24 protein-coding genes are annotated in these 25,795 nt (G+C 69.9%); 13 read left to right on the top strand and 11 right to left on the bottom strand.

The genetic code is table 11. From position 1 onward, the window contains the following. The first annotated feature begins 109 nt into the window (after positions 1-109). Positions 110-1,588, top strand: coding sequence for a cytochrome P450 (locus MAA44156_RS03840; RefSeq protein ID WP_009978330.1), 1,479 nt, complete (start codon positions 110-112; stop codon positions 1,586-1,588). Positions 1,589-1,627: 39 nt separating this feature from the next. On the opposite strand, the gene MAA44156_RS03835 is transcribed toward MAA44156_RS03840, so the two are convergent. Further along, entirely contained in the window at positions 1,628-2,152 is a 525-nt protein-coding gene (locus tag MAA44156_RS03835) for a 2-isopropylmalate synthase (protein ID WP_009978332.1), read from the bottom strand. Between the two features lie 971 nt (positions 2,153-3,123). Here MAA44156_RS03835 and MAA44156_RS23665 point away from each other — a divergent pair. Beyond that, on the top strand, positions 3,124-3,258 hold the full coding sequence (locus MAA44156_RS23665) for a hypothetical protein (protein ID WP_009978334.1): 135 nt from the start codon (positions 3,124-3,126) through the stop codon (positions 3,256-3,258). Between the two features lie 52 nt (positions 3,259-3,310). On the opposite strand, the gene MAA44156_RS03830 is transcribed toward MAA44156_RS23665, so the two are convergent. From MAA44156_RS03830 to MAA44156_RS03820, 3 genes are all read right to left on the bottom strand, one after another. Then, positions 3,311-4,303: a sensor histidine kinase gene (locus tag MAA44156_RS03830; RefSeq protein ID WP_009978335.1), complete on the bottom strand. Its 993-nt coding sequence runs from the start codon at positions 4,301-4,303 to the stop codon at positions 3,311-3,313. A gap of 96 nt (positions 4,304-4,399) precedes the next feature. Next, entirely contained in the window at positions 4,400-5,857 is a 1,458-nt protein-coding gene (locus tag MAA44156_RS03825; RefSeq protein ID WP_003874923.1) for a FadR/GntR family transcriptional regulator, read from the bottom strand. 8 nt (positions 5,858-5,865) lie between these two features. Then, positions 5,866-7,062 carry a thiolase family protein gene (locus MAA44156_RS03820; RefSeq protein WP_009978336.1) on the bottom strand — a complete coding sequence of 399 codons (1,197 nt, stop codon included), beginning with the start codon at positions 7,060-7,062 and terminating at the stop codon, positions 5,866-5,868. Positions 7,063-7,124: 62 nt separating this feature from the next. On the opposite strand from MAA44156_RS03820, the gene MAA44156_RS03815 reads away from it, so the two are divergent. Beyond that, the gene (locus MAA44156_RS03815) at positions 7,125-7,460 is read left to right on the top strand and encodes a Zn-ribbon domain-containing OB-fold protein (RefSeq protein WP_019732092.1); all 336 of its coding nucleotides are present in this window, start codon (positions 7,125-7,127) and stop codon (positions 7,458-7,460) included. 25 nt (positions 7,461-7,485) lie between these two features. Here MAA44156_RS03815 and MAA44156_RS03810 read toward each other — a convergent pair whose 3' ends face one another. Next, positions 7,486-9,651, bottom strand: a complete 2,166-nt coding sequence (locus MAA44156_RS03810; RefSeq protein WP_009978339.1) for an acyl-CoA dehydrogenase family protein — start codon at positions 9,649-9,651, stop codon at positions 7,486-7,488. A 111-nt stretch (positions 9,652-9,762) separates the two neighbouring features. Then, positions 9,763-10,521, bottom strand: a complete 759-nt coding sequence (locus MAA44156_RS03805) for an SDR family NAD(P)-dependent oxidoreductase (RefSeq protein WP_009978341.1) — start codon at positions 10,519-10,521, stop codon at positions 9,763-9,765. Positions 10,522-10,634: 113 nt separating this feature from the next. On the opposite strand from MAA44156_RS03805, the gene MAA44156_RS03800 reads away from it, so the two are divergent. The 3 genes from MAA44156_RS03800 to MAA44156_RS03790 are packed head-to-tail and all read left to right on the top strand — an operon-like array spanning position 10,635 to position 16,038. Further along, the gene (locus tag MAA44156_RS03800) at positions 10,635-12,185 is read left to right on the top strand and encodes an ATP-dependent DNA ligase (RefSeq protein WP_065371200.1); all 1,551 of its coding nucleotides are present in this window, start codon (positions 10,635-10,637) and stop codon (positions 12,183-12,185) included. A gap of 49 nt (positions 12,186-12,234) precedes the next feature. Beyond that, positions 12,235-14,511 (top strand): carbon starvation CstA family protein, encoded by a 2,277-nt coding sequence (locus tag MAA44156_RS03795; RefSeq protein ID WP_009978346.1) that lies wholly within the window; start codon positions 12,235-12,237, stop codon positions 14,509-14,511. Positions 14,512-14,520: 9 nt separating this feature from the next. Then, positions 14,521-16,038, top strand: a complete 1,518-nt coding sequence (locus tag MAA44156_RS03790) for an Hsp70 family protein (protein ID WP_009978347.1) — start codon at positions 14,521-14,523, stop codon at positions 16,036-16,038. A gap of 10 nt (positions 16,039-16,048) precedes the next feature. Here the strand turns inward: MAA44156_RS03790 and MAA44156_RS03785 are convergent, their stop codons facing one another. Beyond that, positions 16,049-17,005: an LLM class F420-dependent oxidoreductase gene (locus MAA44156_RS03785; protein WP_009978348.1), complete on the bottom strand. Its 957-nt coding sequence runs from the start codon at positions 17,003-17,005 to the stop codon at positions 16,049-16,051. A gap of 229 nt (positions 17,006-17,234) precedes the next feature. Here MAA44156_RS03785 and MAA44156_RS03780 point away from each other — a divergent pair, with 229 nt between their 5' ends. Then, positions 17,235-18,017, top strand: a complete 783-nt coding sequence (locus tag MAA44156_RS03780; RefSeq protein ID WP_009978349.1) for an enoyl-CoA hydratase/isomerase family protein — start codon at positions 17,235-17,237, stop codon at positions 18,015-18,017. Positions 18,018-18,041: 24 nt separating this feature from the next. Continuing rightward, positions 18,042-19,268 carry an acyl-CoA dehydrogenase family protein gene (locus MAA44156_RS03775; RefSeq protein WP_009978350.1) on the top strand — a complete coding sequence of 409 codons (1,227 nt, stop codon included), beginning with the start codon at positions 18,042-18,044 and terminating at the stop codon, positions 19,266-19,268. Here the strand turns inward: MAA44156_RS03775 and MAA44156_RS03770 are convergent. Beyond that, complete coding sequence (locus MAA44156_RS03770; protein ID WP_003874912.1) at positions 19,265-19,948, bottom strand: MspA family porin; 684 nt, start codon at positions 19,946-19,948, stop codon at positions 19,265-19,267. The genes MAA44156_RS03775 and MAA44156_RS03770 overlap by 4 nt on opposite strands. 181 nt (positions 19,949-20,129) lie before the next feature. Here MAA44156_RS03770 and MAA44156_RS03765 point away from each other — a divergent pair, with 181 nt between their 5' ends. After that, positions 20,130-20,375, top strand: coding sequence for a hypothetical protein (locus MAA44156_RS03765; protein ID WP_003874911.1), 246 nt, complete (start codon positions 20,130-20,132; stop codon positions 20,373-20,375). A gap of 3 nt (positions 20,376-20,378) precedes the next feature. Here the strand turns inward: MAA44156_RS03765 and MAA44156_RS03760 are convergent, their stop codons facing one another. The 3 genes from MAA44156_RS03760 to MAA44156_RS03750 form a co-directional block, all read right to left on the bottom strand. Continuing rightward, positions 20,379-21,353, bottom strand: coding sequence for a phosphotransferase family protein (locus MAA44156_RS03760; protein ID WP_009978353.1), 975 nt, complete (start codon positions 21,351-21,353; stop codon positions 20,379-20,381). Next, a complete protein-coding gene (locus MAA44156_RS03755; RefSeq protein WP_009978355.1) occupies positions 21,350-22,156 on the bottom strand; it encodes an SDR family NAD(P)-dependent oxidoreductase in 807 nt (268 codons plus the stop codon). The genes MAA44156_RS03760 and MAA44156_RS03755 overlap by 4 nt, the downstream gene beginning before the upstream one ends. Positions 22,157-22,234: 78 nt before the next feature. Further along, positions 22,235-23,152, bottom strand: a complete 918-nt coding sequence (locus tag MAA44156_RS03750) for an alpha/beta hydrolase (protein WP_009978357.1) — start codon at positions 23,150-23,152, stop codon at positions 22,235-22,237. Between the two features lie 63 nt (positions 23,153-23,215). On the opposite strand from MAA44156_RS03750, the gene MAA44156_RS03745 reads away from it, so the two are divergent. The 4 genes from MAA44156_RS03745 (at position 23,216) to MAA44156_RS03730 (ending at position 25,678) form a co-directional block, all read left to right on the top strand. Further along, positions 23,216-23,539, top strand: a complete 324-nt coding sequence (locus MAA44156_RS03745; RefSeq protein ID WP_009978358.1) for a DMT family transporter — start codon at positions 23,216-23,218, stop codon at positions 23,537-23,539. 94 nt (positions 23,540-23,633) lie between these two features. Next, positions 23,634-25,043, top strand: a complete 1,410-nt coding sequence (locus MAA44156_RS03740) for a hypothetical protein (RefSeq protein WP_009978360.1) — start codon at positions 23,634-23,636, stop codon at positions 25,041-25,043. A gap of 31 nt (positions 25,044-25,074) precedes the next feature. Next, entirely contained in the window at positions 25,075-25,260 is a 186-nt protein-coding gene (locus MAA44156_RS03735) for a hypothetical protein (protein WP_003874905.1), read from the top strand. Further along, positions 25,253-25,678 carry a hypothetical protein gene (locus tag MAA44156_RS03730; protein WP_003878798.1) on the top strand — a complete coding sequence of 142 codons (426 nt, stop codon included), beginning with the start codon at positions 25,253-25,255 and terminating at the stop codon, positions 25,676-25,678. Before MAA44156_RS03735 ends, MAA44156_RS03730 begins: the two co-directional genes overlap by 8 nt. Positions 25,679-25,795 lie beyond the last annotated feature (117 nt).

The raw sequence follows: 25,795 nt of genomic DNA, 5'->3' as shown, positions 1-25,795 counted from the left end.
CCTTGCACCACGCCACGCAAAAAGCAAACTTGACAGCCGTCAAGTTTTTCGGAGAAGGTTAGGAATCAGTGACCGCTGTCACCCCGGAAGGGCACGCGAAGGAGCGTCAATGACCGCCACCATCAGCACTCCGCAGTATCTGCTGGACCAGGCGCGGCGCCGGTTCACCCCGACGCTGAACACCATCCCGGGGATGGGGGCGATCGAGAAGCGCCTGCTGGCCCACGAGTGGCAGACCAAGGTGCTGGCCGAGCCGCCGGCCGGCAGCGGACTCAAGCCGGTGCTGGGCGATGCCGGGCTGCCGATCCTCGGGCACATCATCGAGCTGTTCCGCGGCGGCCCGGACTACGCGTTGTTCCTCTACCGCAACCACGGCCCGCTGATCTACCTGGATTCGCCGATCATGCCGGCGGTCACCGCGCTGGGACCCGACGCCACCCAGGCGGTGTTCTCCAACCGGAACAAGGACTACTCGCAGAAGGGCTGGCACCCGGTGATCGGGCCGTTCTTCAACCGCGGCCTGATGATGCTCGACTTCGACGAGCACATGTACCACCGGCGCATCATGCAGGAGGCGTTCACCCGCAGCCGGCTGACCGGCTACGTCGAGCACATCGACCGGGTGGCCACCGACATCGTCGCCGACTGGCCCACCAATGACGCGCGGTTCCTGTTCCACCCGGCGATGAAGGAGCTGACCCTCGACATCGCGTCCCTGGTGTTCATGGGACACGAGCCGGGCACCGACCACGACCTGGTCACCAAGGTCAATCAGGCGTTCACGACGACCACCCGCGCCGGCGGGGCCATCATCCGCCAGCCCATCCCGCCGTTCAAGTGGTGGCGCGGCCTGCGGGCCCGCCAGCTGCTCGAGGACTACTTCAGCGAGCGGGTCAAGGAGCGCCGCAACGCCACCGGCAACGACATGCTCACGGTGCTGTGCCACACCGAGGACGACGACGGCAACAGCTTCACCGACGACGACATCGTCAACCACATGATCTTCTTGATGATGGCCGCCCACGACACCTCGACCTCGACCACCACCACGATGGTCTACAACATGGCCGCGCATCCGGAATGGCAGGAACGGGCGCGCGAGGAGTCGACCCGGCTCGGCGACGGGCCGCTGGACATCGAGGCGCTGGAGAAGCTGGAAACGCTCGAACTGATCATGAACGAGTCGCTGCGCATGGTGACGCCGTTGCCGTTCAACATGCGCCAGGCGGTGCGCGACACCGAGCTGCTGGGCCACTACATCCCGGCCGGGACCAACATCACCATCTGGCCCGGCATGAATCACCGGCTGCCCGAATTGTGGACGGACCCAGACAAATTCGACCCTGAACGGTTCGCCGAGCCGCGCGCCGAGCACAAGAAGCACCGGTATGCTTTCGCCCCGTTCGGCGGTGGTGCGCACAAGTGCATCGGCATGGTGTTCGGTCAGCTGGAGGTCAAGACGGTGGTGCACCGGCTGTTGCGCCGGTACCGCCTGGAGCTGGCCCGGCCGGGGTATCAGCCGCGGTGGGACTACGGCGGCATGCCGATCCCGATGGACGGCATGCCGATTGTGCTGCGTCCGCTGTGATCGTCCTCGAAGGCTCGCCGTCGAGGTAGGGACCACCGATCACCGAGAGCCGTCCGGCCACTCGGGCGCGAAAAGCCGGTTGGCGCAGGCGATCACGGCGCGCAGCGCCGAGCGTGTCGGATCGGGCGACCAGCCCATCGCCCACTCGGCGCGCCCGCCGTTGCCGCCCCGGATGAAAGTGGCTGTGGCCGTTGCCGATCGCATCTGATGGAAGTTCAGGATCTCGAGGTTGATCCCGCGCTCGTGCAGCATCGCGGTCAGGGCGGCGATCGGCCCGGCGGCGGCCGCCGTCGCGGTGCCGATCTGGTCGCCGACGGCGATCACGGCCCGGTAGTTGCCGGCCCGCGACCCCAGTCCCGTTGCGGCGCAATCGGAGTCGGTGCGCTCCCAGGGGCCCAACCGCAGCGGACCGCCGCTGCGGCCGTAGGTCGCGACGAAGGCGTCCCAGCTCATCGCCTCGGCCCGTTCGCGCAGGCCGCGGGGCAACGGGACGCCGAAGCGATCACCGAACCACGCGGTGGCGGACTCGGGATGCGGCAGCCGGTTTCGTTCGGGAATGGTCATGACGGTCTTCTCCGGTCAGCAGGAACGACCGACCGCAGTAGCTTCCGACCCGCAGCGGGGGGTCGGTCCGGATCAGACCCCGCTGCGGGTGCTGGCTACTACGGCACGCTCAAGAAGACGCACGAGACACGAGGTTAGTCGCCCGCGCGCCGCACCCGCAACCGGGTTACAGACGGACCGTACAAAAAAATATCGAAAACGAATCTGAAAGTTTGGTTTACCCGTGTCTAACAGGGGGTATGTCGCCGTCGACAGTCAATTAGACGGCTGTTCAACTACCCCTCACCGGAAAGGCACGAACATGAAGGCGAAGAGCACCAAGTAAACCCTCAAAGCTGCCGTCGCGGCCGTCGGGGCGGCCGCGGTGTTGGCAGTACCCGGGTGCGCGACGACCATCACCGGCGGCGCCGGCGGCTCGGGTCTCATCGGCGGGGCCGGCGGTTCGGGTGTCGGCGGCCTCGGCGGCATTCTGGGCAGCATCGGCCTTTAATCCGGGACGACGAGCGACCCGCTGCCCGCCGCGTCGGGGGCGCTCGCAAGGGGCAGCGGGTCGCAATATCCGCTAATAACGGATCGCAACGCCGCGCGTTTCCGCGCGGGGCCGGGCATCGCAATTACGGCGTATTAACTCGCCGTATTCGATGCCTCTTGGCGTTGTAATTCCGCGCGCATTCAGCGGCCGAATTCGGCATTCGACGGTGTCGTTTGTGTGCTGAAAGTTGTTGCTGTCCAAGGTTTCTGCGTGCCCGCCGCCGTGGCGGACAGCGCTAACCAAACATCGAGAATAAGTCTTTACATGTGTCTAATAGGGGTTATAGCATCCGTTTTCGTCAGCCGTTTTGCACACGCCGGGCGATGCCGCCGGAGCGAAAGGATGTGAAAATGAATTCAACGGGGACGAAAAAGGTCCTTAAAGGCGCCGCAGCCGCTGCGGGATTTGTCCTGGTGTTGTTCGCGCGACCGGATGCCTGGTGACCGGAACCACCGCGGGGACCACCACCGGCGGCACGCTCGGCGGCACCACGGGCGGCACGGTGGGCGGCACCGTCGGCGGCGCCATCGGTGGAATCGTGGGCGGCATCACCGGGGCCCTCGGCGGACTCTGACCAACCAAGACCCGCGGCCCGCCGGATCCCCTTGCCGGCGGGCCGCTTGCCGTCAGCCCGTCGGCCGGACCGCCGGCTCGAAACGCAGATACGCCTGAATCGTCGTGCCGGTGGAGGTGGTGTGCGTGCGCACCAGATCGGAGATGGCGTTCACCAGGTACAGGCCGCGGCTGGCCGGACCGCAGGGCCCCGGATCCAGCCGCCCCACCAGCGGGTCGTCGAACCGCCCGGTGTCGCGCGCCTCGCACACCAGATACCTGTCGTCCTGCCAGAACGCCAGCCGGCAGGCGCCCCCGGTGTACATCAGGCTGTTGGTGGCCAGCTCGGTGGCCACCAACTGCAGATCCTCGATGCTCTCCTGGGACAGCCCGACCCAGCCCGCGTAGTCGACGGCGAACGAGCGGGCCGGCCGCAGGTCCGCCGACCTGCGGACCAGGTAGGTCACGGCCCCGGGATTGGCGGGCAACGGCTGGTTGCAGCGTTCCAGCACCTCGCCCGGGGCGTAGTCCGGACTGCGTTGCAGCGCACCGGATTTGCACAGCAGCGGGTGCGTCGCGCGCGCGTCGGCCAGCACACCGTCGTCGAGCGTGCTCGCGTCGTACAGACACAGGGCCGTGGCCGGGTAGCCGTCCATCGCCTCGTTGACCAGCGCCTCGTGCTCGATGCAGGCGACGAACTCCTCCCGACTCCGGCCCGGCCACGCCAGCTGGCTGACGATGCGCACCCGCCGGTCCGGGTGTTCGTCGACGAACGCGCCCTGCATCGCCATGAACCGGCTGGGATTACGGGCGGACTCGGTGATGTCGGCCATGCGGACGCCGGCGGGCGGCTCCCCGCCGGCGTACAGTTCGTCGCGCAGCAACGCCATCAGGGCGGGCGGCACGGCCAGCAGCACGGCCTCGTTCCCCGCCAGCCCGTCGCCGACGAAACCGGCGACCACGTCCAAAAACTCCTGCTGAGAGCGGTAGATCAGCGCGGCGTGAACGAAACCGTACTGTCTGGTTTCGTCATCTGCCGTCACTTCCGCGCTCTCGCTTTCGATCACTTGGGCCAACCCCCTGCTGGGCCGGCCCACGCCGCCCCCTGTTCCAGTACCCCAGAGCGGCCCGCGCTATGCGGCGCAACAGATCACATTTGCGCGCTACAGCCACCAGGAGGCGGCCGCGTCCAGATGACGGCGCAGCCGGTAGCTGGCGACGCTCAGGTCGCCGGCCGCGACCGCGTCGGCGATCCGCAGGTGCGCGTGGTGCACGGCGCGCACGTCCGACCAGGTCGGTAGCGCCTGTCCGGTGCTCGACCAGTGCCGGCGGAACAGCTCGACGATGATCCGCAGGAACAAATCCAGCGGGGCGTTGCCGGCGAGTTGTGCCAACCCGACGTGGAAGTCGAACTCCTCGGCGATCGCCCGCCGCACGTCGTCGGGGGTTTGTCGGGAGTCGTCGGGCAGCCCGGAGCGGCGGCTGGCCACAAATGCCGCCACCTGCGGCTCGGCCAGCCGTTTGACGACCTTGGCGACGTTGTCGATCTCGATGGCGTCCCGGACGCAGCGCAGGTCTTCCCGGCTCGGGTCGCGGTATTGCAGGTACAGGGCGATGGTGTCGATGCTGGCCTGCGCCGCCGGCTCGGCGATCACCAGCCCGCCGCCCGGGCCGCGCCGCATGTGGGCGATCGAGTGGTACTCGAGGAGGCGCACGGCTTCGCGGAACACCGCGCGGCTGACCCGGTAGCGCTGCAGCAGGGCCGTCTCGGTGCCGAAGACCGAGCCCACCCGCCAGCCGTCGGCGGCGATGTCGTCGCCGATGGTGGCGGCCAGCATTTCGGCCAATTTTCCTTGCGGCACTTCGGAATTGAGCGGTCGGCGCGGCGTCCGCCCGCGGTTGCGGTCACCGGCGTGATGCCGTTGCAGCCAGGCCGTCACCGCCTCGACGTGGCGCTCGGACAGCGTCTTGGCCCGCGCCGGGTCGCCGGCCGTGACCGCCGCGACGATCCGGGAGTGGTGAGTGTGCAGGTGGTCGACCGCCTCGAGGGCCTCGGTCTCGGAGTCCGTTCGCGATTGCAGGGCGTAGCGGGTGGTGAGCCGCATCAGGACCTTGATGAACAGTTGCAGCACCGGGTTTTTGGATTGCTCGGCCAGCGCGATGTGGAACTCGTCGCGCGGCATCGGCAGGCCGGGCCTCCACTGCTGCTCGGCGTGCAACACCGCGCGCAGCCGGGCGATGCCGGCCTCGTCGATCCGCTCGGCGGCCAGCGAGGCCGCCAGCGGCTCGAGCACCAGCCGCGCGTTGAGCAGATCGGCCAGTGTGGTGCCCAGGTATTCGAGGTAGATGACGACGGCGCGGGTGGCCGGCCCGGCGTCGGGCTCGCAGATGTACAGCCCCCCGTTGGGGCCGCGGCGCATCCGGGCGACCTGGTGATGTTCGACCAGGCGAACGGCCTCCCGCAGCACCGAGCGGCTCACCCCGAAGCGCTGTTGCAGCGCCGGTTCGGAGCCCAGCGATTCGCCGACTGCCCACCCGCGCCGGACGATCTCGGCTTCGATGTCCCGGGCGAGGGCCGACGCGAGCGTTTTCGCCGGACCGGTTCTGGGCTCCGCGTTCATCGATCGCCCTACCGGCAGGTGAGCAGCATGCATCCCGCGACGGGCCCGCCGCCGACGGACACCACGCCCACCTGCGGGCGGCGCGCCACCTGCCGCTCCCCCGCGTCGCCGCGCAACTGCAGGCACCCCTCGTGCAGCGCCCAATAGCCGTGCATGCGCCCCGCGGAGAGTTGACCGCCGTAGGTGTTCAACGGCAGCTCGCCGTCGCGGGCGATGCGCGCCCCGCCCTCCACGAACGGTCCGGCTTCGCCGTCGCCGCAGACCCCGAGGGCTTCCAGCCAGGCCAGGGTGAGAAAGGTGAACCCGTCGTACAACTGGGCGACGTCGAGGTCGGCGGCCGTCAGGTCGGTGCGCGACCACATCTGCGCCGCCGCGTCCGACATCGCCATCTTCGGGTAGTCGGCGCGGTGGAACCAGCCGCCGGCGCCGTCGGAGCCGCCGATCGCCTCGACCTGCACCGCGCGGTGCGGGCAGTCGGGCGCGTACTCGAGATGCGAGACCACCACGGCGATCGAGCCGTCGATCGGGACGTCGCAGTCCAGCAGCCCCAGCGGGGTGGACACCGGCCGAGCACCCAGGTAGTCGGCCATGGTCATCGGATCGCGGTACACCGCAAGGGGATTCAGTGCGGCGTTGCGCCTGCCGTTGAGGGCCACCCAGCCCAGCTGTTCCTTGCGGGTGCCGTACAGCTGCATGTGGCGGCGGCAGTTCAGCGCCAGCCAGTTGGCGGCGGAGTAGGCGTGCGCGGCGACCAGATCGTTGACGTCGTCCATCGCGCCGACGGCGGGCTTGGGCTCGCCCTCGGGGGTCTCGAACATCCGGGCCAGCGGGGGGGCCGCCGCGTTGGGTTCCTGCTTGACCGGGACGGTGCCGCCGAGCATCTGGATGGTCCGGTAGACGACCACGTGGCGGGCGCGGCGTTCGGCCACGGCGCGGCAGGCCGACATCACCGGGGAGAGCAACCCGCCGGTGCCGAACCCGGAGCCGCAGTCGGCGGCGTCGATGCCCAGCTGGGCGTTGACGTCGGCGGCGGGCGTGTCGCCCAGGGTGGCGATGCCGTCGATGTCGGTCGGGGCCAGGCCGGCGTCGGCGACGGCGGCCCGGACCGCCTCCATGGTCAGCTCCAGGCCCGGTATGCCGGTGCGGCGTCCGATCCGGGAGATCCCGATGCCGGACAGGATCGCGTCCTTCTCGAAATGCGCCATGCACACCGCCCGTCAGACCACACCGTCGCCGCGTCGAACCAATTGAGTGTACTGTATTCGTCGTGTCGGACGGGCCGCTGCGCATCGAGTACTGCGACGGCTGCGCGCGCTGGGTGCATCCGGCCAGCGGCCGATGCCGCGACTGCGGCGGCGCGCTGGTGGCCCGCGAGGTCTGCGGGCGCGGCACGGTGTTCACCTACACCGTCAACCATCACCCCTACAACCCGGAGATCCCTACCCCGTATGTGATCGCCATCGTCGAGCTCGCCGAGCAGAGCGATCTGCGGGTTGCCGGCAATATCGTTGACTGCGAACCGGATTCGGTGACCTGCGGGATGCCGGTGACGCTGCTGCCGGAGCGCGGCAGCGGCGGCGCCCCGCGGTTCGCCCCGGCCTGAGCCGCGGGCCGACGCGGCCCGGTCGCTAGTTGATCAGCGGGTCGCGCGGCATGCCCAGGATCCGCTCGGCGATCTGATTGCGCGTCACCTCCGAGGTGCCGCCGGCGATCGCCATGCCGCGGGCCCCCATCATCAGCCGGCCGGACAGGGCACCGGGACCGTCGGTCAGCGCGACCTCGGGGCCCAGCAGCGCCGCCATGATCGCCGCGCCCTCCACCATGTGTTCGGCCAGCTTCAGCTTGGTGACGTTGCCCTCCGGGCCGGGCCCCGTGCCCTCGACGCTGCGCGCGGCGCGCCGCAGGTTCAGCAGCCGCAGCGCGGTCTCCTCGGCGAGGTAGGAGCCGACGCGAATCTTCCCGCCTGCCAACCGATCCGGCCGCTGCTGGGCCAGCTGCACCAGTTGGTCGGCCAGGCCTTCGTAGAACGACCCGCTGCCGCCGATGCTGACCCGCTCGTTGCCCAGCGTCGCACGGGCGACCGTCCACCCGGAGTTGGGCGTTCCCACCACGTCCTCGTCGGGCACGAACAGGTCGTTGAAGAAGACCTCGTTGAAGTCCGATCCGCCGGTGATCTGCCGCAGCGGCCGCACCTCGACCTCGGGCGCCTTCATGTCGACGATCACCGTGGTGATGCCGGCGTGCTTGGGTGCGTCGGGGTCGGTGCGCACGGTGGCCAGCCCGCGCGCGCAGTAGTGCGCCCCGCTGGTCCACACCTTCTGCCCGTTGATCTTCCAGCCGCCCTCCACCCGGGTGGCGCGCGTCTTGATCGACGCCGCGTCCGAGCCGGCGTCCGGCTCGGAGAACAGCTGGCACCAGATTTCGTCTTTGCGCAGCGCCTTCTCCACGAATCTTTCTATTTGCCAAGGGGTTCCGTGCTGGATGAGGGTCAGGATCACCCAGCCGGTGATGCCGTAGTCGGGCCGCTTGATGCCGGCCGCGCGGAATTCCTCCTCGATGACCAGTTGCTCGACGGCGTCGGCCGCCCGGCCCCACGGTTTGGGCCAGTGCGGCATCACGTAACCGGTCTCGATGAGCTTGTCGAGCTGGGCGTCTTTGTCCAGGGCGGCGATCGCGGCGGCGTCGGCCCGGATCTTGGTGCGCAACTCCTCGGCCTCCGGCGGCAGGTCGAGGCTGTTGTCCCGGACGGTGCCGGCGGCGGTGCGTTCGAAGACGTCGGCGGCCGGTGCGTCCCCGCCGAACAGGGCCGCGGTCACCACCGCCCGGCGCAGGTGCAGGTGCGCGTCGTGTTCCCAGGTGAAGCCGATGCCGCCGTGCACCTGGATGTTGAGTTCGGCGTTGCGCACATACGCCGGGAAGGCCAGCGCCGCGGCGACCGCGGCGATCAGGTGGAACTGGTCTTCGTCCTCGCCCGCCGCGCGGGCGGCGTCCCACACCGCGGCGATCCCGGACTCGGCGCCCACCAACATGTTTGCGCAGTGATGCTTGACCGCCTGGAAGGTGGCGATGGTGCGGCCGAACTGCTGGCGCACCTTGGCGTAGGCGACGGCCGCGTCGACACAGTCCGAGGCCCCGCCCACCGCCTCGGCGGCCAGCAGGGTGCGGGCCCGGGCCAGCGCCGAGGGCCGCGCGCCGGCGAGCACGTCGGCGTCGGACACCCGCACGTTGTCCAGCCGCACCCGCCCGGACCGGCGGGTCGGGTCGAAGTTGTCCGGCACGTCGACCGAGACGCCGTCGCGGTCCCGCTCGAGCACCAGCACGTCGTCGCCCGCGGCGATCAGCAACAGCCCGGCCAGCCCGGCGCCCAGCAGGATCCCGGCCTCGCCGTCGGCCACCCCGTCGCCCAGCCGCACCCGGCTGTCCAGGCCGATGCCCGCGGTGACGGTTCCGTCGATCAAGTCGGGCAACAGCCGCGACTTCTGTTCTGCCGTACCGTTTTTGGCGATCACCGCCGACGCGATGACGGTCGGCACGAACGGGCCGGGCGCCACCGCGCGGCCGAGCTCCTCGACGACCACGACCAGTTCGGGCAGCCCGAAGCCGGAGCCGCCGTACTCTTCGTCGATGTGCAGGCCGAGCCAGCCCAGCTCGACCAGGTTCGGCCAGAACCCGGGCCGCGGCTCGTCGGTGGCATCCAGCAGCGACCGCGCCGCCCAGCGCGCCTTCTGCGACGTCAGAAACCCGCGGGCCACCTCGGCGAGTTCACGATGGTCGTCGGTCAGTGCGATACCCATGCGGGAGCCCTCCTCGCCGTACCGGGATGGGTGCCTGCCCCGCTTCGAGGGGAAGCGGGGCGGCTGCCTAAAGAGTGTACTTAATGCGAGGAGGGTTCCGGCGGGGGGCGCCTACTTGGGCGCGAACCGCTGACCGGCGTCCAGCCGCAGGCACTGGCCGTTGAGCATCGGGTTGTCCACGATGGCCAGGGCCAGCTTCGCGTACTCCTCGGGACGGCCGAGGCGCTTGGGGAAGGCCGCGTCCTTGGTCAGCTGCGTCGCGAACTCGTCGGGAATGCCCTGGGTCAAACCGGTGGCGAACAGGCTGGGGGCGATCGCCAGCACCCGCACCCCCACCGAGCCGAGGTCACGCGCCATGGTCAGGCACATCCCGGCGATGGCGGCCTTGGCGGCGGTGTAGGCGACCTGCCCGATCTGGCCCTCGAAGGCGGCGATGGAGGCGGTGTTGATGATGACGCCGCGCTCCTCGTCCTCGGGCTCGTTCTTAGCCATGTGCGCGGCGGCCAGCCGGCTGATGTTGAAGGTGGCGATGAGGTTGAGGTCGATCACCGACTGGAAGGATTCGAGGTCGTGCGGGCCGTTCTTGGTCAGGGTCCGTTTGGCGATCCCGCCTCCGGCGGTGGTGACGATGACGTGCAGGCCGCCCAGCTTGTCGACCGCGCTCTGCAGGGTCTCCTCGGTGCCGGCGAAGTCGGTGACGTCGACGGGGTAGAACGCGGCGCCGATGCCCTCGGCCATCGCCTTGCCGTCGGAACTCTCGCGGTCGAGGATGGCCACGTCGGCGCCGCGCGCCGCGAACAGCTCGGCGCTGGCGCGTCCCATTCCCGATGCACCGCCGACGACGACGGCTTTCTTCCCGTTGATCTCCATCCGGACCTCCCATTGTCAGGCTTGTCAGAATCCATGCGATTTGTAACGTTACGTAGGCACGCTAGCGTGTCCGCTCCAGGCGCTTGTCACCGAGCCATGCCAAGCTGGCGACCGTGCTGCTTTTCGACGTGGCGACGGCGTCGGCCGACGTCGGGGGCACGCCGTCGCGGCTGACCAAAGTCGCCCGCATCGCCGACCTGCTGCGCCGGGCCGCACCCGACGCCGCCCTGGTCGCGATCGTCGTGTCGTGGCTGTCCGGTGAGTTGCGGCAGCGCCAGATCGGGGTCGGCTGGGCGGCGTTGCGCTCGCGCCCGCCCGCGGCCGCACATCCCACGCTGACCGTTGTCGCGGTGGACGCCGCCTTCGCCGAGATCGGCGCCGTGGCGGGCAAGGGCGCCCAGGCGCGCCGCGCGGCCCTGCTGAACGCGTTGTTCGCCGCGGCCACCGAGACCGAGCAGACGTTTCTGCTGCGGCTGCTGGGCGGCGAACTGCGCCAGGGCGCGCTGGCCGGGATCATGGCCGACGCCGTCGCCAGGGCCGCCGGGATACCGGCCGCCGCGGTGCAGCGCGCCGCGATGCTGGGCGGTGACCTGCCGGCGGTGGCGGCGGCCGCGCTGTCCGGGGAGGCGGCCGCGCTGTCCGGTGAGGCGTCCGCGCTGGACGCCTTCACGCTGCGGGTGGGCCGGCCGGTCGCGCCGATGCTGGCCCAGACCGCGGCGGGTGTGGCCGAGGCGATCGAACGCCACGGCGGGCAGGCGATTTTCGAGGCCAAGCTGGACGGGGCGCGGGTGCAGATCCACCGCGCCGGCGACCAGGTCACCGTCTACACCCGAAGCCTCGACGACGTCACCGCCCGGCTGCCCGAGGTGGTGACCGCGACGCTGGCGCTGCCGGTCGAGGCCCTGATCGCCGACGGTGAGGCGATCGCGCTGCGGCCGGACAACTCACCGCAGCGCTTCCAGGTCACCGCCTCACGCTTCGGCCACTCGGTAGATGTCGCGGCAGCCGTTGCGGCGCAACCACTTTCGGTGTTCTTCTTCGACATCCTGCACTGCGACGGCGTCGACCTGCTGGACGCGCCGACCACCGACCGGCTGGCCGCGCTGGACGCCCTGGTGCCGCCCGCGCAGCGGGTCGACCAGCTGCTCACCGCCGACCCCGACGCGGCGGGCCGGTTCCTGGAGGCGACGCTGGCCGCCGGGCACGAGGGCGTGATGGCCAAGGCGCCGGGCGCGCCCTATCAGGCGGGCCGGCGCGGGGCGGGCTGGCTCAAGGTCAAGCCGGTGCACACGCTGGATCTGGTGGTGCTCGCCGTGGAGTGGGGCTCGGGGCGGCGCCGCGGCAAGCTGTCCAACATCCACCTGGGCGCCCGCGACCCGGCCACCGGCGAATTCGTCATGGTGGGAAAGACTTTCAAGGGCATGACCGACGCGATGCTGGACTGGCAGACGGCCCGGTTCACCGAGCTGGCCGTCGGCGGCACGGACGGCTACGTGGTGCGGGTGCGACCCGAGCAGGTGGTCGAGGTGGCGGTGGACGGTGTGCAGAAATCCTCGCGCTACCCCGGCGGGCTGGCGCTGCGGTTCGCCAGGGTGCTGCGCTACCGCGACGACAAGGGACCCGCCGAGGCCGACACCATCGACGCCGTCCGCGCGCTGTACTGATCACCCGCTCGACGCGCGCCGGTGCTCTTGCGCGCGTAGGGTTTCCGCCGTGGCAATCACCGAGCGCGACGACGGCGTCAGCTACGTGCACACCGACCACAACCTGCCACCCGTCGCCATCGTCGACCGCTCCCCGATCACGGCCCGGCACCGGATCGTGTTCGCGGTCATCGCCGTGCTCGGGGCGATCGCCTGGGCGGTCATCGCGTTCGCCCGGGGTGAGCCGGTCAACGCGGTGTGGTTCGTCGTCGCGGCGATCTGCAGCTACCTGATCGGATTCCGGTTCTATGCCCGGCTGATCGAACGCAAGATCGTGCACCCGCGCGACGACCACGCCACGCCGGCCGAAATCCTGGACGACGGCGCCGATTACGTGCCGACCGACCGCCGGGTGCTGTTCGGCCACCACTTCGCCGCCATCGCCGGGGCCGGGCCGCTGGTCGGCCCGGTGCTGGCCGCCCAGATGGGCTACCTGCCGTGCACCATCTGGATCGTCGCCGGGGCGGTGTTCGCCGGGGCGGTGCAGGATTACCTGGTCTTGTGGATCTCCACCCGGCGGCGCGGGCGTTCGCTGGGCCAGATGGCCCGCGACGAGCTGGGCGCCACCGGCGGGCTGGCCGCGCTGCTCGGGGCGTTCGTCATCATGGTGATCATCATCGCGGTGCTGGCGCTGGTGGTGGTGCGGGGACTGGCCCAAAGCCCGTGGGGCGTGTTCTCCATCGTCATGACCATCCCCATTGCGGTGTTCATGGGCTGCTACCTGCGCTTCCTGCGGCCGGGCCGGGTGGCCGAGGTGTCGGTCCTCGGCTTCGCGCTGCTGCTGATCGCCGTGGCCACCGGCAGCTGGGTCGCCGAAACACCTTGGGGCGCATCGTGGTTGAGCCTATCGCCGGTGACGGTGTCGTGGTTGATCATCGGCTACGGCTTCGTGGCGTCGGTGCTGCCGGTGTGGCTGCTGCTGGCGCCGCACGATTACCTGTCGACCTTCATGAAGGTCGGCGCCATCGCCTTGCTGGCGGTCGGCATCTGCATCGCGCGACCGGTCATGCAGGCGCCCGCGGTGTCGCACTTCGCCTCCCGCGGCGACGGGCCGGTGTTCTCCGGCGCGCTGTTCCCGTTCCTGTTCATCACCATCGCCTGCGGGGCGCTGTCCGGATTCCACGCGCTGATCTCGTCGGGGACGACGCCCAAGCTGCTGGAGAAGGAAAGCCAGATGCGGCTGATCGGCTACGGCGGCATGCTGACCGAGTCGTTCGTGGCCGTCATGGCGCTGATCAGCGCGGCCGTCCTCGACCAGCATCTCTACTTCACCCTCAACGCCCCGGCCGCGCAGACCGGCGGCACCGCGGCCACCGCCGCGCACTACGTCAACGGGCTCGGATTGCCCGGCGCCCCAACGACTGTCGACCAGCTGAACCGGGCCGCCGCCGCGGTCGGCGAGAAGTCCATCGTGTCGCGCACCGGCGGGGCGCCCACGCTGGCGGTCGGCATGGCCGAGGTGCTGTACCGGGTGTTCGGCGGCGCCGGGCTCAAGGCGTTCTGGTACCACTTCGCGATCATGTTCGAGGCGCTGTTCATCCTCACCGCCGTGGACGCCGGCACCCGGGTCGCGCGGTTCATGCTCTCCGACACCCTGGGCAACATCGGCGGCCCGCTGGCCCGGCTGCGCAACCCGAGTTGGCGGCCCGGTGTCTGGCTGTGCAGCCTCGCGGTGGCGGCGGGCTGGGGCGGCATCCTGCTGATGGGGGTGACCGACCCGCTGGGCGGCATCAACACGCTGTTCCCGCTGTTCGGCATCGCCAACCAGCTGCTGGCGGCGATCGCGCTGACCGTCATCACCGTGATCGTCGTCAAGAAGGGGCTGCTGAAGTGGGCGTGGATTCCCGGGGCGCCGCTGCTCTGGGATCTGGTGGTGACGCTGAGCGCGTCGTGGCAGAAGATCTTCTCCGCCGACCCCGCCGTCGGCTACTGGACCCAACACTTCCAATACCTGGCCGCGAAGAGCGCCGGCCGGACGTCGTTCGGGTCGGCCCGTAACGCGCATCAACTCGACCAGGTCATCCGCAACACCTTCATCCAGGGCAGCCTGTCCATCGCGTTCGCGGCGGCCGTGGTCGTCGTGGTGATCGCCGGGGTGCTGGCCGCGCTCGGCGCGATTCGCGGGCCGGCCAGCCGGCTGAGCCGGCCGCTGACCGAGGACGAGCCGGTGCCGTCGGCGTTGTTCGCGCCGTCGGGTCTGATCGCCACCGCCGCCGAGCGGGAGGTGCAACGGCGATGGGACGCGCCCGGCGGAAAGGTCGTGCCCAAGCCGGCGCCGCGGTCCTAAACTTGCGCGATGAGAGTCGGAATCGACTTCGGCACAACCCACACCGTCGTCGCCGCCGTCGACCGCGGCAACTATCCGGTCGTCTCCTTCGACGGCACAGACGCGTGGCCGTCGATCATCGCCGCCAACGCCGCCGGGGAGCTGCGCTACGGCGCGGACGCGGCCGCCGTGCGCCACGACCCGTCGTGGTCGGTGCTGCGCTCGTTCAAACGTCTGCTCAACGACGCCGGGCCGCAGACCCGGGTCAAGCTGGCCGGCCGTGACTACCGGCTGGCCGAACTGCTGACCGGCTTTCTGGCGCGGCTGAAAACCGATCTGCAGCAGCACTCCAACGCCACCGTGGCCCCCGGGGAGCCCATCGAGGCCGCGATCAGCGTGCCGGCCAACGCCTCCAGCGCCCAGCGGCTGCTGACCCTGGACGCCTACGTGGCCGCCGGTTTCCACGTCGTCGCCCTGCTCAACGAGCCGTCCGCGGCGAGCCTGGAATACGCGCACCGGTACCGCTCCACCATCACCGCCAAACGGGAGTACGTGCTCGTCTACGACCTCGGCGGCGGAACCTTCGACGCGTCGCTGCTGAAGATGACCGGGCACTCCAACGAGGTGGTGGTCAGCGAGGGCATCCAGCGGCTCGGCGGCGACGACTTCGACGAGGCGATCGTCGAGCTGGTGCGCGCCGGTGCGGACCTGCCCGGCCTCGACGCCGCCGGCCGCGCGCTGCTGGCCGAGGAATGCGCCGCCCGCAAGGAGGCCGTCGGGCCGCAGACCCGCCGCTTCCTGGTGGACCTGTCGCCGTTCGACCGGCCCCCGTTCTCCTGTCCGGTCGACGACGTGTACGCGGCGTGCGCCCCGCTGGTCGATCCGACGATGCGGCTGCTGGAGCGGGTGCTGCGCGACCCGAGCCGCGGCCGCGCGGACGTGGACTGGTCGGAGGTGGCCGGCATCTACGTGGTCGGCGGGGCCGGCGGCTTCCCGCTGGTGTCCCGGATGCTGCGCGCCCGGTTCGGGGACAAGCGGGTCATGCGCTCACCGCACCCGTTCGCCGCGACCGCCATCGGGCTGGCGGTGTTCTTGGACAAGGAATCGGGTTTTGCGCTGTCCGAACGCTTTTCGCGGAATTTCGGGGTGTTCCGGGAGGCGGAGGCCGGCGCCGGGGTGGTGTTCGACCCGATCGTGTGCAAGGACGTGTCGCTGCCGGCCGACGGGCAGACCCCGCTGGTGGTCAAGCGGCGATACCGCGCCGCGCACAACATCGGGCACTTCCGGTTCGTGGAGTGCAGCCGGCTGGTCGACGGGCGACCCGACGGCGACATCACCCCGTATGACCCGGTGCTGTTTCCGTTCGACCCGGCGCTGCGCGACCGCGACGACCTGGGCCGCCAGCCGGTCGGCCGGTGGCGGGACGGACCCGACGTCGAGGAGCGCTACGTGATCGCCCCCAGCGGTGCGGTGGAGGTGACGTTGACGACGCAGCCGGCCGGCTTCGAACGCACCTTCCGGCTGGAGCGGTGCGCATCGGCGAGCTGAGCCGCGGCCGCTAGTTGCGGACCGCGGGCAGCACGGCCTGCTCCCAGGCCGCGAAGAACCCGTCCATGTCCGGGCCGATCTGCTGCACGTAGACCTCGTCGATGTCGGCGTCGGTGTAGCGGCGCAACTGGGCGATGTGCCGATCGGGGTCGGGCCCGCAGGCGACGCTCTGGGCGACGGTGTCCGGCGGCACCAGCGGCATCAGCGCGGCGAAATCCTTGGGGCGGGGCAGGATTTGGGACGTCTGGCCGGGCAGCCCCTCGTTGCCCCACAGCCGGTGCGCGGTTTTCAGCGCGGCGTCGGCGTCGGCGTCCCAGCACACCTTGGTGCCGCCCTGCACCGGCTTGTCGCCGCCGCCGGCCTCCCGGAACTGTTTGACCAGCTCGCCGTCGGGCATGGAGATGCTGTATCCGTCGCCGATCCGGGCGGCCAGCCGCACCGCCTGCGGCCCGAACGCCGAGACGTAGATGGGCACCGGCTGCTCGGGGCGGGTGTAGATCCGGGCTTCCTGCACCTCGTAGTGCTTGCCGTGGTGGCTCACCTCGCCGCCCTGGTGCAGCTTGCGGATGACCTCGACGGCCTCCTCGAGCATCTGAAGCCGGACCCCGGCGGACGGCCAGGGATCGCCCAGAATGTGCTCGTTGAGGGCCTCGCCGCTGCCCACCCCCAGCACGAACCGGCCCTGCAGCTGCACGGCCGCGGTGGCCGCCGCCTGCGCGATGATCGCCGGGTGTATCCGGATGGTCGGGCAGGTGACGGCGGTGCTGACCGGCAGCGACGTCGCCTCGGAGAGCGCGCCGATCACCGACCACACGAACGGGCTCTGGCCCTGCTCGTCGTTCCAGGGATGGAAGTGGTCGGAGATCCACAGCGCCTCGAACCCGGCGTCCTGCGCCCGCTTGGCCTGGTCGACGAGTTCCTTCGGCCCGAACTGCTCGCAGGAAAGAAAGTATCCGATCTGGGTCATGGCGCCCCGGCTACCCGCTCGGCGGGCGCTTAAGCATTAGGCAGCACCCGCGAGAACAGGCCGGCCAATTCGGGAGAAGACAGTTCTCGATAACCGAGAGACGATTTACGATCGCTGGTGACCTGAGCGGTCCCTGACGATCGGAGTTCCCCATCGACGCCTGGATTCTCGACGCCGTCGACGACGTGATCGCCGGCGGCGGCATGGGCACCGCCATCATCGAGCGGCTGTGACGATGCCGAGCACGCTGGAGCTGGCCGCGCCGGGCGACGGGGTGCGGGTGCTGCGGCTGAATCGCCCGCACCGGCTCAATGCCATCGACGAGGCGATGCAGACCGAATTGCGGTTGGTGCTCGACGATTTGGCCGCCGACCACGCGGTACGCGCCGTGGTGCTGACCGGCGCCGGGCGGGGCTTCTGCGCGGGCATCGACATGCGTGACTTCGGGCCGTCGATGGTCGGGGCCGACGCGCCGGCGCTGGAGCGGATGCGGTTTCAGGAGCGGATGGCCGCCCTCGCGGAGGCGGTGTGGGCACTGCCGCAACCCGTCATAGCGGCGGTCAACGGGCCCTGCGTCGGCGCGGGACTGGCCCTGTGTCTGGCCGCCGACATCCGAATCTGCTCGGCGGCAGCGACTTTCGCCAACGCGGCCATCCTGCTCGGGCTGTCCGGCGCCGAGATGGGCATGAGCTATCACCTGCCCCGCATCGTCGGGACCGGCGTCGCCGCCGACTGGATGCTCACCGGCCGTACCGTGTCGGCCGCCGAAGCCGACCGGCGCGGGCTGGTGAGCGAGGTTGTCGAGCCGGACCGGCTGGTCGAGCGGGCGGTGGAGTTGGCGCGGCTCATCGCCGGGCACGCGCCGCTCGGCGCGCAGCTGACCAAGCGCGCCCTGCAGGTCAACACCGACGCCGCGAGCCTGGCGTCGGCGATGGAGCTGGAGAACCGCAACCAGGTGATCGCGCACGCAACCGACGAGGCGGCGGCGCGCCGGCAGAAGTGGTCGCGGTGAACCGCAACCCGGAGAGGACGGCAGATGTCGTGGGACTTTTCCACCGAACCCCAGTGGGCGCGGCAACTCGAATGGGTCGAGGACTTCGTGCGCGAGGAGTGCGAGCCGATCGACCTGATCGTCAAGGAATCTCACGACCTCGATGACCCGGTGCGCCAAGCGCTGATCCCGCCGCTGCAGAAGATCGTCAAGGAGCGCGGATTGTGGGCCACCCACCTGGGTCCCCACCTGGGCGGCCCGGGCTACGGGCAGGTGAAACTCGCGCTGCTCAACGAGATCCTGGCCCACTACGGCACACCGGAACTCAAGGCCCGCTACCTCGAGCCGCTGCTGGACAACCGCATCGTGTCGTGCTTCTCGATGACCGAACCGCAGGGAGGGGCCGACCCGAAGGTGTTTCGCACCACCGCGGTGCCCGACGGCGACCACTGGGTGATCAACGGCGAGAAGTGGTTCTCGTCGTTCGCCTCGATGGCCTCGTTCATCATCGTGATGGCGATGACCGACCCGGAAGCGCCGCCGTATCAACGCTATTCGATGTTCGTCGTTCCCGGCGACACTCCCGGCATCACCGTGCTGCGCGACGTCGGGCTGGGCTATCAGCCCCTCGGCGGCAGACGGGAGGGATACGTCCGCTACGAAAACGTCCGGGTGCCGGCCGATCACATGCTGGGCCCGCGCGGCGGCGCGTTCGTCGTCGCGCAAACCCGGCTGGGCGGCGGGCGGATTCACCACGCCATGCGCACCGTCGGCCTGGTGCGCCGGATCTTCGACATGATCTGCGAGCGGGCGGTGTCGCGCTACACCCAGGGCGAGGTGCTGGCGAACAAGCAGCTGGTGCAGGAGATGGTCGCCGACTCCTGGATGGAGATCGAGGCGTTTCGGCTGCTGACACTCCAAACCGCTTGGAAGATCGACCAATTCAACGATTACCGGGCGGTGCGGGCCGACATCTCGGCGGTGAAGGCGATGATGCAGAGGGTGCTGCACGACGTGTCGGCGCGGGCGCTGCAGCTGCACGGCTCGCTGGGGACCACGCACGAGATGCCGTTCGTGCAGTACCTGGTGGAGTCCTTCGTGCTCGGCCTGGCCGACGGCCCGACCGAGGTGCACAAGGTGACGCTGGCCCGGCTGCTGCTCAAAGACCGTGCGCCCGCGCCGGATCTGTTCCCCTCCGAGCATTTGCTGCGGCTGCGCGCGGCTGCGGAGGCGAAATTCGCCGACAAGCTGGCGGGAATTCCCCGTGGCTAGACGGCTTTGGTGACGCCGACGTAGGACAGCACCACATCGGATTCGTCGGTCACCCGGTTGAGCACCGCATAGGACCGGATGAAGGACTGGCCCACGCAGCCGTCGATCTTGACGTGGAAATTGCTGACCATGACCCACGGGTTGGGGCCGCGGAATTGCTTTTTGACCACCGGCACCACGATCACCAGACCGGGTTTGAGGCCCACGTTGAGCACGCCCGCGATCGGCGCCACGACCAGCGGCAGCACGTCCCCGGGCACCCCGGTCACCGGTCCGGTCACGCCCGGGGTGATGCCGGCGGTACCGCCGATCGTGACGCCGTCCGACGTGCTCATGTCGATGCCGCAGCCGATCTCGTAGCCCACCTCGAGCACGCCCTGCGGCTGGGTCGGTCCCGACAGGGAGCCGACGAAGATCCCGCTGGCCAGGTATTCGCGGGAGGACAGCGCGGTGGTCAGCGGCGCCACCGGGACCTGCTGCTCGTCGCGGGCGCCGAGTCCGAGCGTCCAGCCGTCGGGAGTCTTGAGGATTGCGGGCGGATTGGAGGGCAGCGCCCCCTCGGCGGCCGGCGCGGCTTCCGGAGGCGGCGGCGCGGCGTCGGGGTCGGCGCCCGTCGTGGGCGCCGTGGGCAGCGACAGCGCCAGGCAGACGGCGGCCACCAGGGCGCGACGAACGACCACGGCAATCGGCCTCACGGGCGACACCGTACGCACCGGGCAATTCCGGTAGCGAAATTTGCTGGGCGCCCGGTCGAAGTCGTTGTGGGTCCGTGACTGTTATGCGACGTGCACGCAAATGTAGACTGGGATTTTCGATAAGCTTCCCAGGCCAACGATCCGGGCGGAAACCGAGGAGGCGGCGATGACGTTTCGCAGCTGCGGTCGCGGACTGCTCGCCGCGGCGGCGACGGCGATTGCCCTGGGGTGCGCCGCCGGGGCGGCGCATGCCGACCCCAACGTCGATCCGCGCCCGCAGCCGCCGGGGATCGACGACGTGTGGAGCCCGTTCCCGACCACCTGGACCAACCCGTCCAACGAGGGCCAGCCGGTGAACGACTCGGGCGACGTCGGGATGATCTGCGAAAATCTGCTGGTCCGCTGCCAGTAACACTCATCGGCGCCGAGCCAGTAGGGCCCCGGCGCGATCCAACAGCCTCGGCAAAGTCGTTGTCATAGACTCTAATTCGGCTCGCGGCGAGGATCGGCGCCGATTGTGCTTGACGATCAGCGACCAGGTGGCCGCCGACTTGAAGCACGCTAGCGCGCTGAACCAATCCAGATCGCCGGCATCGCAACACAATTCGTGAAGGTAGAGGTCGGCGAGTTCGGCGGTCGAGGGAACCGCACCGTCCGGCGGCGTCACCCGCCGGTAGGTGTCCGGGTCGCAGTTGATCAGGAACCAGCCCACGTCGATGCGCGGGTCGCCGATCGACCAGATTTCCCAGTCGATGACCGCGTTGATCCGCGGGCCGTCGGCGAGCAGGTTGCCCAGCCGGAAGTCGCCGTGTACCACGGCGGGTGGCATCGCGCGCGGCGCGCAATCCAGCAGCGCGTCACGCACTTTCGGCCAGCCCGGGGCCAGCGCCGGGTCGACGGTCCCCAGCGTGTCGGACCAGCGGTGGACTTCGGCCACCGGATCGATGACCGGTTCGCCGCCCAACCCCAGTTCGGTCGGCGGGATGCGGTGCAGCGCGGCCATGGTCCGGCACGCGTTGCGGTACCGGTCGGCCAGGCCGGGCACGGCCGGCCAGCCGTCGAATAACGGTTCCCCACTGTCGCCTTCGACGCGCGACATCACGTACAGCGGCGGCGTGTACGGTGGCCGCCCGGCGTCCTCCCAGCACACCCGGGGAACCGGAACATCGGTCGGCGCAAGCGCTTTGATGATGCGGGCCTGACGCAGCACATCGCGGTGCGCAACCGGTGCGACACCCGGCGGAGCGACCTTGATCACCACCGGCCGGCCGTCGCGAATGCCGGCGAAGGTGAGGCCGGACGCGCCGCCGGACAGCGGGGTGACGTCGGTGATACCCGCGCCGGCCAGCCGGCCGCGCAGGACGTCCAGGTCCGGCTCGGCGCTGCTCATGTGACCGGCGGGCCGGTGCCGGGCCAGCCGACCTCGGCGAGGAAGGGTTGGGTGTGCGCGATGCGACCGGTCAACGTCTTCGGATCACCGGTGCACAACCGGAACACCGTCTCGGTGATCAGCGCGATGTCCTCGGTGTCGGTCTGGGCCAGATCGAGGGTGCCGGCGCCGGGCGTGGCGACGGGGTTGGACGGGGCGGCGGCGTTGACGGCGATCCCGTCGTCGTACAGTTCGGCCGCAAGGCTTTTCGTCAACCGGTTCAGGGCGGCCTTGGCCGTGCCGTAGATGCCGAAGCCGGCGGTCCGGTCGAATTCGGAGAACGGCGGGCCGGGCGGCAGGTCGCCGCCCACCGAGGTCAGGTTCACGATCCAGCCGCGGCCGCGCTCACGCATCGCGGGGATCGCCAGCTGGCACAGGTGCAGCGGCCCGAGCACGTGCATCTCCATCATCAGCCGGGCGCGCCGTTGCGGGAACCCGTCCAGCGGCCGCAGGAAGGTGACCGCGGCGTTGTTGACCAGGATGTCCGGCGCGCCGACTGTGTCGACCACCTCGGCGAACAGCCGCTCGCGTTCGTCGGGTTGCGACAGGTCCGCCTGCACCGCAACGGCTTTCCCGCCGGCGGCCAGGATCTCGTCGCGGGTCTGGCGCAGCGACCCCTGATATTTCGGGTCGGGGTCCAGGGTGCGGGCGGTCAGCGCCACGGTGGCGCCGCGTTCGGCCAGCCGCGCGGCGATCGCCCTGCCCAGCCCCCGGCTGGTCCCGGTGACCAGCGCCACCATCCCGTCGCACCGCTGCCCGCTCATCGTCGTCCTCCTCGGTGACCGTCGGAAATGGCTTCTCCGCATCAGAGAATGCCATTATCGCCGGTGCGGGAAAAGCGGCTAGTCGTCGATCGCCGTCGCCGCCCAGGCCAGCAGCCGCCGCCACAGTCGATGCCGGCTCGAGGCCATGTTGTGGCAGTGCGCGCTGCCGGCCAGCACCACGGTGGTGATGTCGGGGCTGCTGCGGTACAGGGCGGCCTCGGCGCGCGGATCCGGGGAGACGTCGACGACGCCGTACCCGAGCAGCACCGGGACGTCGATGCGGGCGGCGTGCTCGGCCACGATGCCGGGGATCATCGCCGTGCCGAACACCCGCGGCACCACCGACACCGCGGTGACCGCGTCGGCCGCGACGATGTCGGCGGGCACGTCGGCAAGGTGGAACCAGCCTTGCAGGTGCTCGCGCGGCCCCGCGAAATACGGCTGCGCCAGCGCGGCGAGGATCTCGGCGGCCAGCTCGGCGCGGCCCTGCGGGGTGGCCGCGCGGGCGCGGAATGCCGGGTCCAGGTTCAGCGGCGCGACGTGCTGGTTGGTGCACCCGAGCATCGCCATGGCGGCGTAACCGCCGAACAGCGCCTGCTGGGTGAGGGCGAGGTAGCCGCCCAGCGAATGCGCCACCGCCACCGCCGGCGCCTGCACGCCGGTGGTTCCGGGCAGCGCGCGCAGCGCACAGTCCAGCGCGGCGCCGATCTCGGCGAAACCGAAATCGGATGCCGGCTGCGAACTGTCGCCGGTGCCCAACGGATCGACCGTCAGCACGGCGTAGCCGTTGCCGGTGGCGAAATCGGCGAAGCTGTAGCCGTCATGGCCGGCGATGTCGAGGTCCCAGTACTCGCGGCTGTAGGTGCCGCCCGGCAGGCAGACCAGCACCGCGGCCGCCGCACCGCCGCGCGCCGGATAGTAGGTCGCCGCCAGCGACGCCTGCTCCCCGACCGCGCTGCTGACGTCGAAGCGGACCGGGTGCCCGGTAGCGGCCATAACCTGCGCTTCCTTTCCTGTCCTGTACACACATACCTGTACATGCGTGCGCGAGGAGGCGTCTTGACCTATCTGTTCTTGATCTGCGCGATTTTGGCCGAGGTGGTCGCGACCAGTCTGCTCAAGAGCACCCAAGGTTTCACCCGGCTGTGGCCCACCGTGATCTGTCTGCTCGGCTACGCCGCGTCATTCGCGCTGCTGGCCGTGTCGATTTCGCGCGGCATGCAGACCGACGTCGCCTACGCGTTGTGGTCGGCCATCGGCACGGCGCTGATCGTGCTGATCGCCGTGCTGTTCCTTGGCTCGCCGATATCGATGACCAAGGTCGTCGGTGTCGGGCTGATCATCGCCGGCGTGGTGACGCTGAACCTGACCGGGGCGCACTGACCGGGTCCGGCGCCGGGCCGAAGGTGCCGTCTCGAGTGGACGATTCGCCGGTGCGCCGCAAGGATCGACAGCACAACTCGTGGCAGGGAGGGAAGTGACATCACGATTCGCCGGCCTGACGCTGGCGCCGGTGGCCATCGCGCTGGCCATGCTGTTCGCCCCGTTCGCCGGGGCCGACGGCTACACCGATCAGCTGGTGGCGAGGTTCGACAGCCAGACGCATGTGGTGGCCGACCCGGGGGCACGGCCACCGCTGCAGAACCCGGACGGGCTGAACCGGCAGATCCTGGCGGGCCCGTGGCGGTGGAGTTCCGGCCCGCCGATCTGGGTGGCGGCGGTGGCGCCCGCCCAGAGCGGGGTGACCACGGCCGATTCCATCCACGAGGCCATGCTGCGACGAGACGCCCAGTTCAGCGGGGTCATCCTGGTCATCGACTCCCGCGGCTACCACGTGCGGGCCTACCACGTGCCCAAGGTCGTCGCGGACAACGTCGACGAATTCATGAACCAGTCGGCGCAAGATCATCGCAACGATCCGTACGGCGCGGCCAGTGAATTCGTCGGCAAGCTGTCGGGCGTCAGCGTGCCCACCCGCGCACCGGTGTCCACCTCCCCGCTGGTGCAACAGCAGCGCGACGACTGGGCCTGGCTGAAGGCGGCGTTCGTCATTGCCGGGATCGCGTTGGCGACGGCCGGCCTGATCTGGTTCGCGGTGAGTCGAAATCGCAAGCACCGCAAGGACATCGAGAACCGCGAGCAGATCAAGCAGGAGCTGATCACCGCCGCGTCGAACGTCGGCGACCTCGACAACGAAGTGCTCACCGACGGCAACACCGATGTGAGCGCCGAGTCGCTGAAGGCCAATGCCAGCCTGCACGACGCCCGAAAAGCCTACGAGAAGGGCGATTACGGCGCGGCCCGCGCCCACCTGCGGGTGGTGGAGTCCACGGTGGCCAAGGCCAACCGCAAACTGCACCCGGGGCAGCGCGAACCCGAAGGGGCCGCGGCGGATTCGTCGGTGCCCGCGCCGGAGCGCAAGCAGGCCAGCGTGCGCACCACCGACCCCGCGACCGGTCAGACGGTGACGATCAGCAACGCCGACTACCGCACCACCGCGCAGCCCGGCTACCCGCACTACTTCGGCGGCGGCTACCACAACGGGATCTTCTTCCAGCCCGGCTTTTACCCGTACCCGTTCTGGGGCCCGGGCTGGGGTTGGGCGTTGGGCGACGTGCTGCTGATGGACGCGCTGCTGGACGACCATTGGGGCGGCGGATTCGAGCGCGGTTTCGAGGCCGGCCGCGACGCGGCCTTCGCGGACGCCGGCAGTCACAATGCTGCCGCCAACTACGAAGCCGCCAACTACGAAGCCGCTAACTATGACGGCGCAAACTACGACGGTGGCTATGACGCAGGCGGCGACATCGGCTTCGACGGCGGCTGGGACTCGGGAGCCGGGTGGGATTCGGGTGGCTCCGACTCCGGCGGCGATATCGGCTTTTGAGCTCTCCCGGCCCAGGCGTTAGGTTCCTTCGATGAGCACGGACAAGATCAACCGCGGCATCCTGCTCGCCATGGTGGCAATCGGGGCGGGCGCCTACGGCTTGCTGTACGGCCACGCGTCGGCACTCTTCAAGCTGCTGGTGCCGGTTGCGCTCATCGTCCTGCTCGGACTGGTCGTCCGCGACGTCATCAAGGACCGGGCGGGGAACGATGAGTGAGGCCGTCTACGGTCTGGCGACCGTCATCGCCCTGGCGCTGGCGTCGACGTTGGCGCTCGTCGCGGCGGTGCACGTGCACCGGCTGGAGGGCCGGGCGACCGCGCCGATCAGCGAGGAAATCGGCAGCGCCAAGGCGGTTTTGCACAAGGTCCGCAAGGGCGAACCCATGTCGCCGGCGGAGGTTGACTACGCCAAGCAGGTCGTCGCCGACCGGGGCTCGCTGATGACCCTGTGCATCCCCGGCGCCCTGTTCATGCTGGGGTGCTTCTTCGTCTTCGGCAGCCTCTACCACCTGCACGGCGCGACTCCCTCGGAGCGCACCTTCCTCGGCGTGATCCCCATGTTGACCTCGACGAACCTGGCCATCCAGATTCGCCGCAGTGCACGGCTGAGGAGGCGGCTGCGGCACCTGTCCTGACCGAGGACGGGTTCGGGTTGCGGTGTTCGGACCCTTTGCACGATGATGTGTCAATTGGGCACATGAGCGTCTACTATTCGACGGGCACGAAGGCGAGAGCGGGGGGCAGCAGCACGA

Origin of the sequence: Mycobacterium avium subsp. avium, from assembly GCF_009741445.1 — a bacterium.
In the GTDB taxonomy this organism is placed as follows: Bacteria; Actinomycetota; Actinomycetes; order Mycobacteriales; family Mycobacteriaceae; genus Mycobacterium; species Mycobacterium avium.
The sequence above is the reverse complement of the archived record's forward strand: the minus strand, read 5'-3'. Positions and strand labels throughout refer to the sequence as shown.

Coding starts and splice junctions, on each gene's coding strand:
- MAA44156_RS03820 (WP_009978336.1), bottom strand. CDS start 7,062: ATGGCGCATTTCGAGAAGGACGCGATCCTGTCCGGCATCGGGATCTCC.
- MAA44156_RS03750 (WP_009978357.1), bottom strand. CDS start 23,152: ATGGCCGCTACCGGGCACCCGGTCCGCTTCGACGTCAGCAGCGCGGTC.
- MAA44156_RS03835 (WP_009978332.1), bottom strand. CDS start 2,152: ATGACCATTCCCGAACGAAACCGGCTGCCGCATCCCGAGTCCGCCACC.
- MAA44156_RS03730 (WP_003878798.1), top strand. CDS start 25,253: ATGAGTGAGGCCGTCTACGGTCTGGCGACCGTCATCGCCCTGGCGCTG.
- MAA44156_RS03805 (WP_009978341.1), bottom strand. CDS start 10,521: ATGGAGATCAACGGGAAGAAAGCCGTCGTCGTCGGCGGTGCATCGGGA.
- MAA44156_RS03775 (WP_009978350.1), top strand. CDS start 18,042: ATGTCGTGGGACTTTTCCACCGAACCCCAGTGGGCGCGGCAACTCGAA.
- MAA44156_RS03760 (WP_009978353.1), bottom strand. CDS start 21,353: ATGAGCAGCGCCGAGCCGGACCTGGACGTCCTGCGCGGCCGGCTGGCC.
- MAA44156_RS03735 (WP_003874905.1), top strand. CDS start 25,075: ATGAGCACGGACAAGATCAACCGCGGCATCCTGCTCGCCATGGTGGCA.
- MAA44156_RS03825 (WP_003874923.1), bottom strand. CDS start 5,857: ATGAACGCGGAGCCCAGAACCGGTCCGGCGAAAACGCTCGCGTCGGCC.
- MAA44156_RS03765 (WP_003874911.1), top strand. CDS start 20,130: ATGACGTTTCGCAGCTGCGGTCGCGGACTGCTCGCCGCGGCGGCGACG.
- MAA44156_RS03840 (WP_009978330.1), top strand. CDS start 110: ATGACCGCCACCATCAGCACTCCGCAGTATCTGCTGGACCAGGCGCGG.
- MAA44156_RS03810 (WP_009978339.1), bottom strand. CDS start 9,651: ATGGGTATCGCACTGACCGACGACCATCGTGAACTCGCCGAGGTGGCC.
- MAA44156_RS03785 (WP_009978348.1), bottom strand. CDS start 17,005: ATGACCCAGATCGGATACTTTCTTTCCTGCGAGCAGTTCGGGCCGAAG.
- MAA44156_RS03790 (WP_009978347.1), top strand. CDS start 14,521: ATGAGAGTCGGAATCGACTTCGGCACAACCCACACCGTCGTCGCCGCC.
- MAA44156_RS03755 (WP_009978355.1), bottom strand. CDS start 22,156: ATGAGCGGGCAGCGGTGCGACGGGATGGTGGCGCTGGTCACCGGGACC.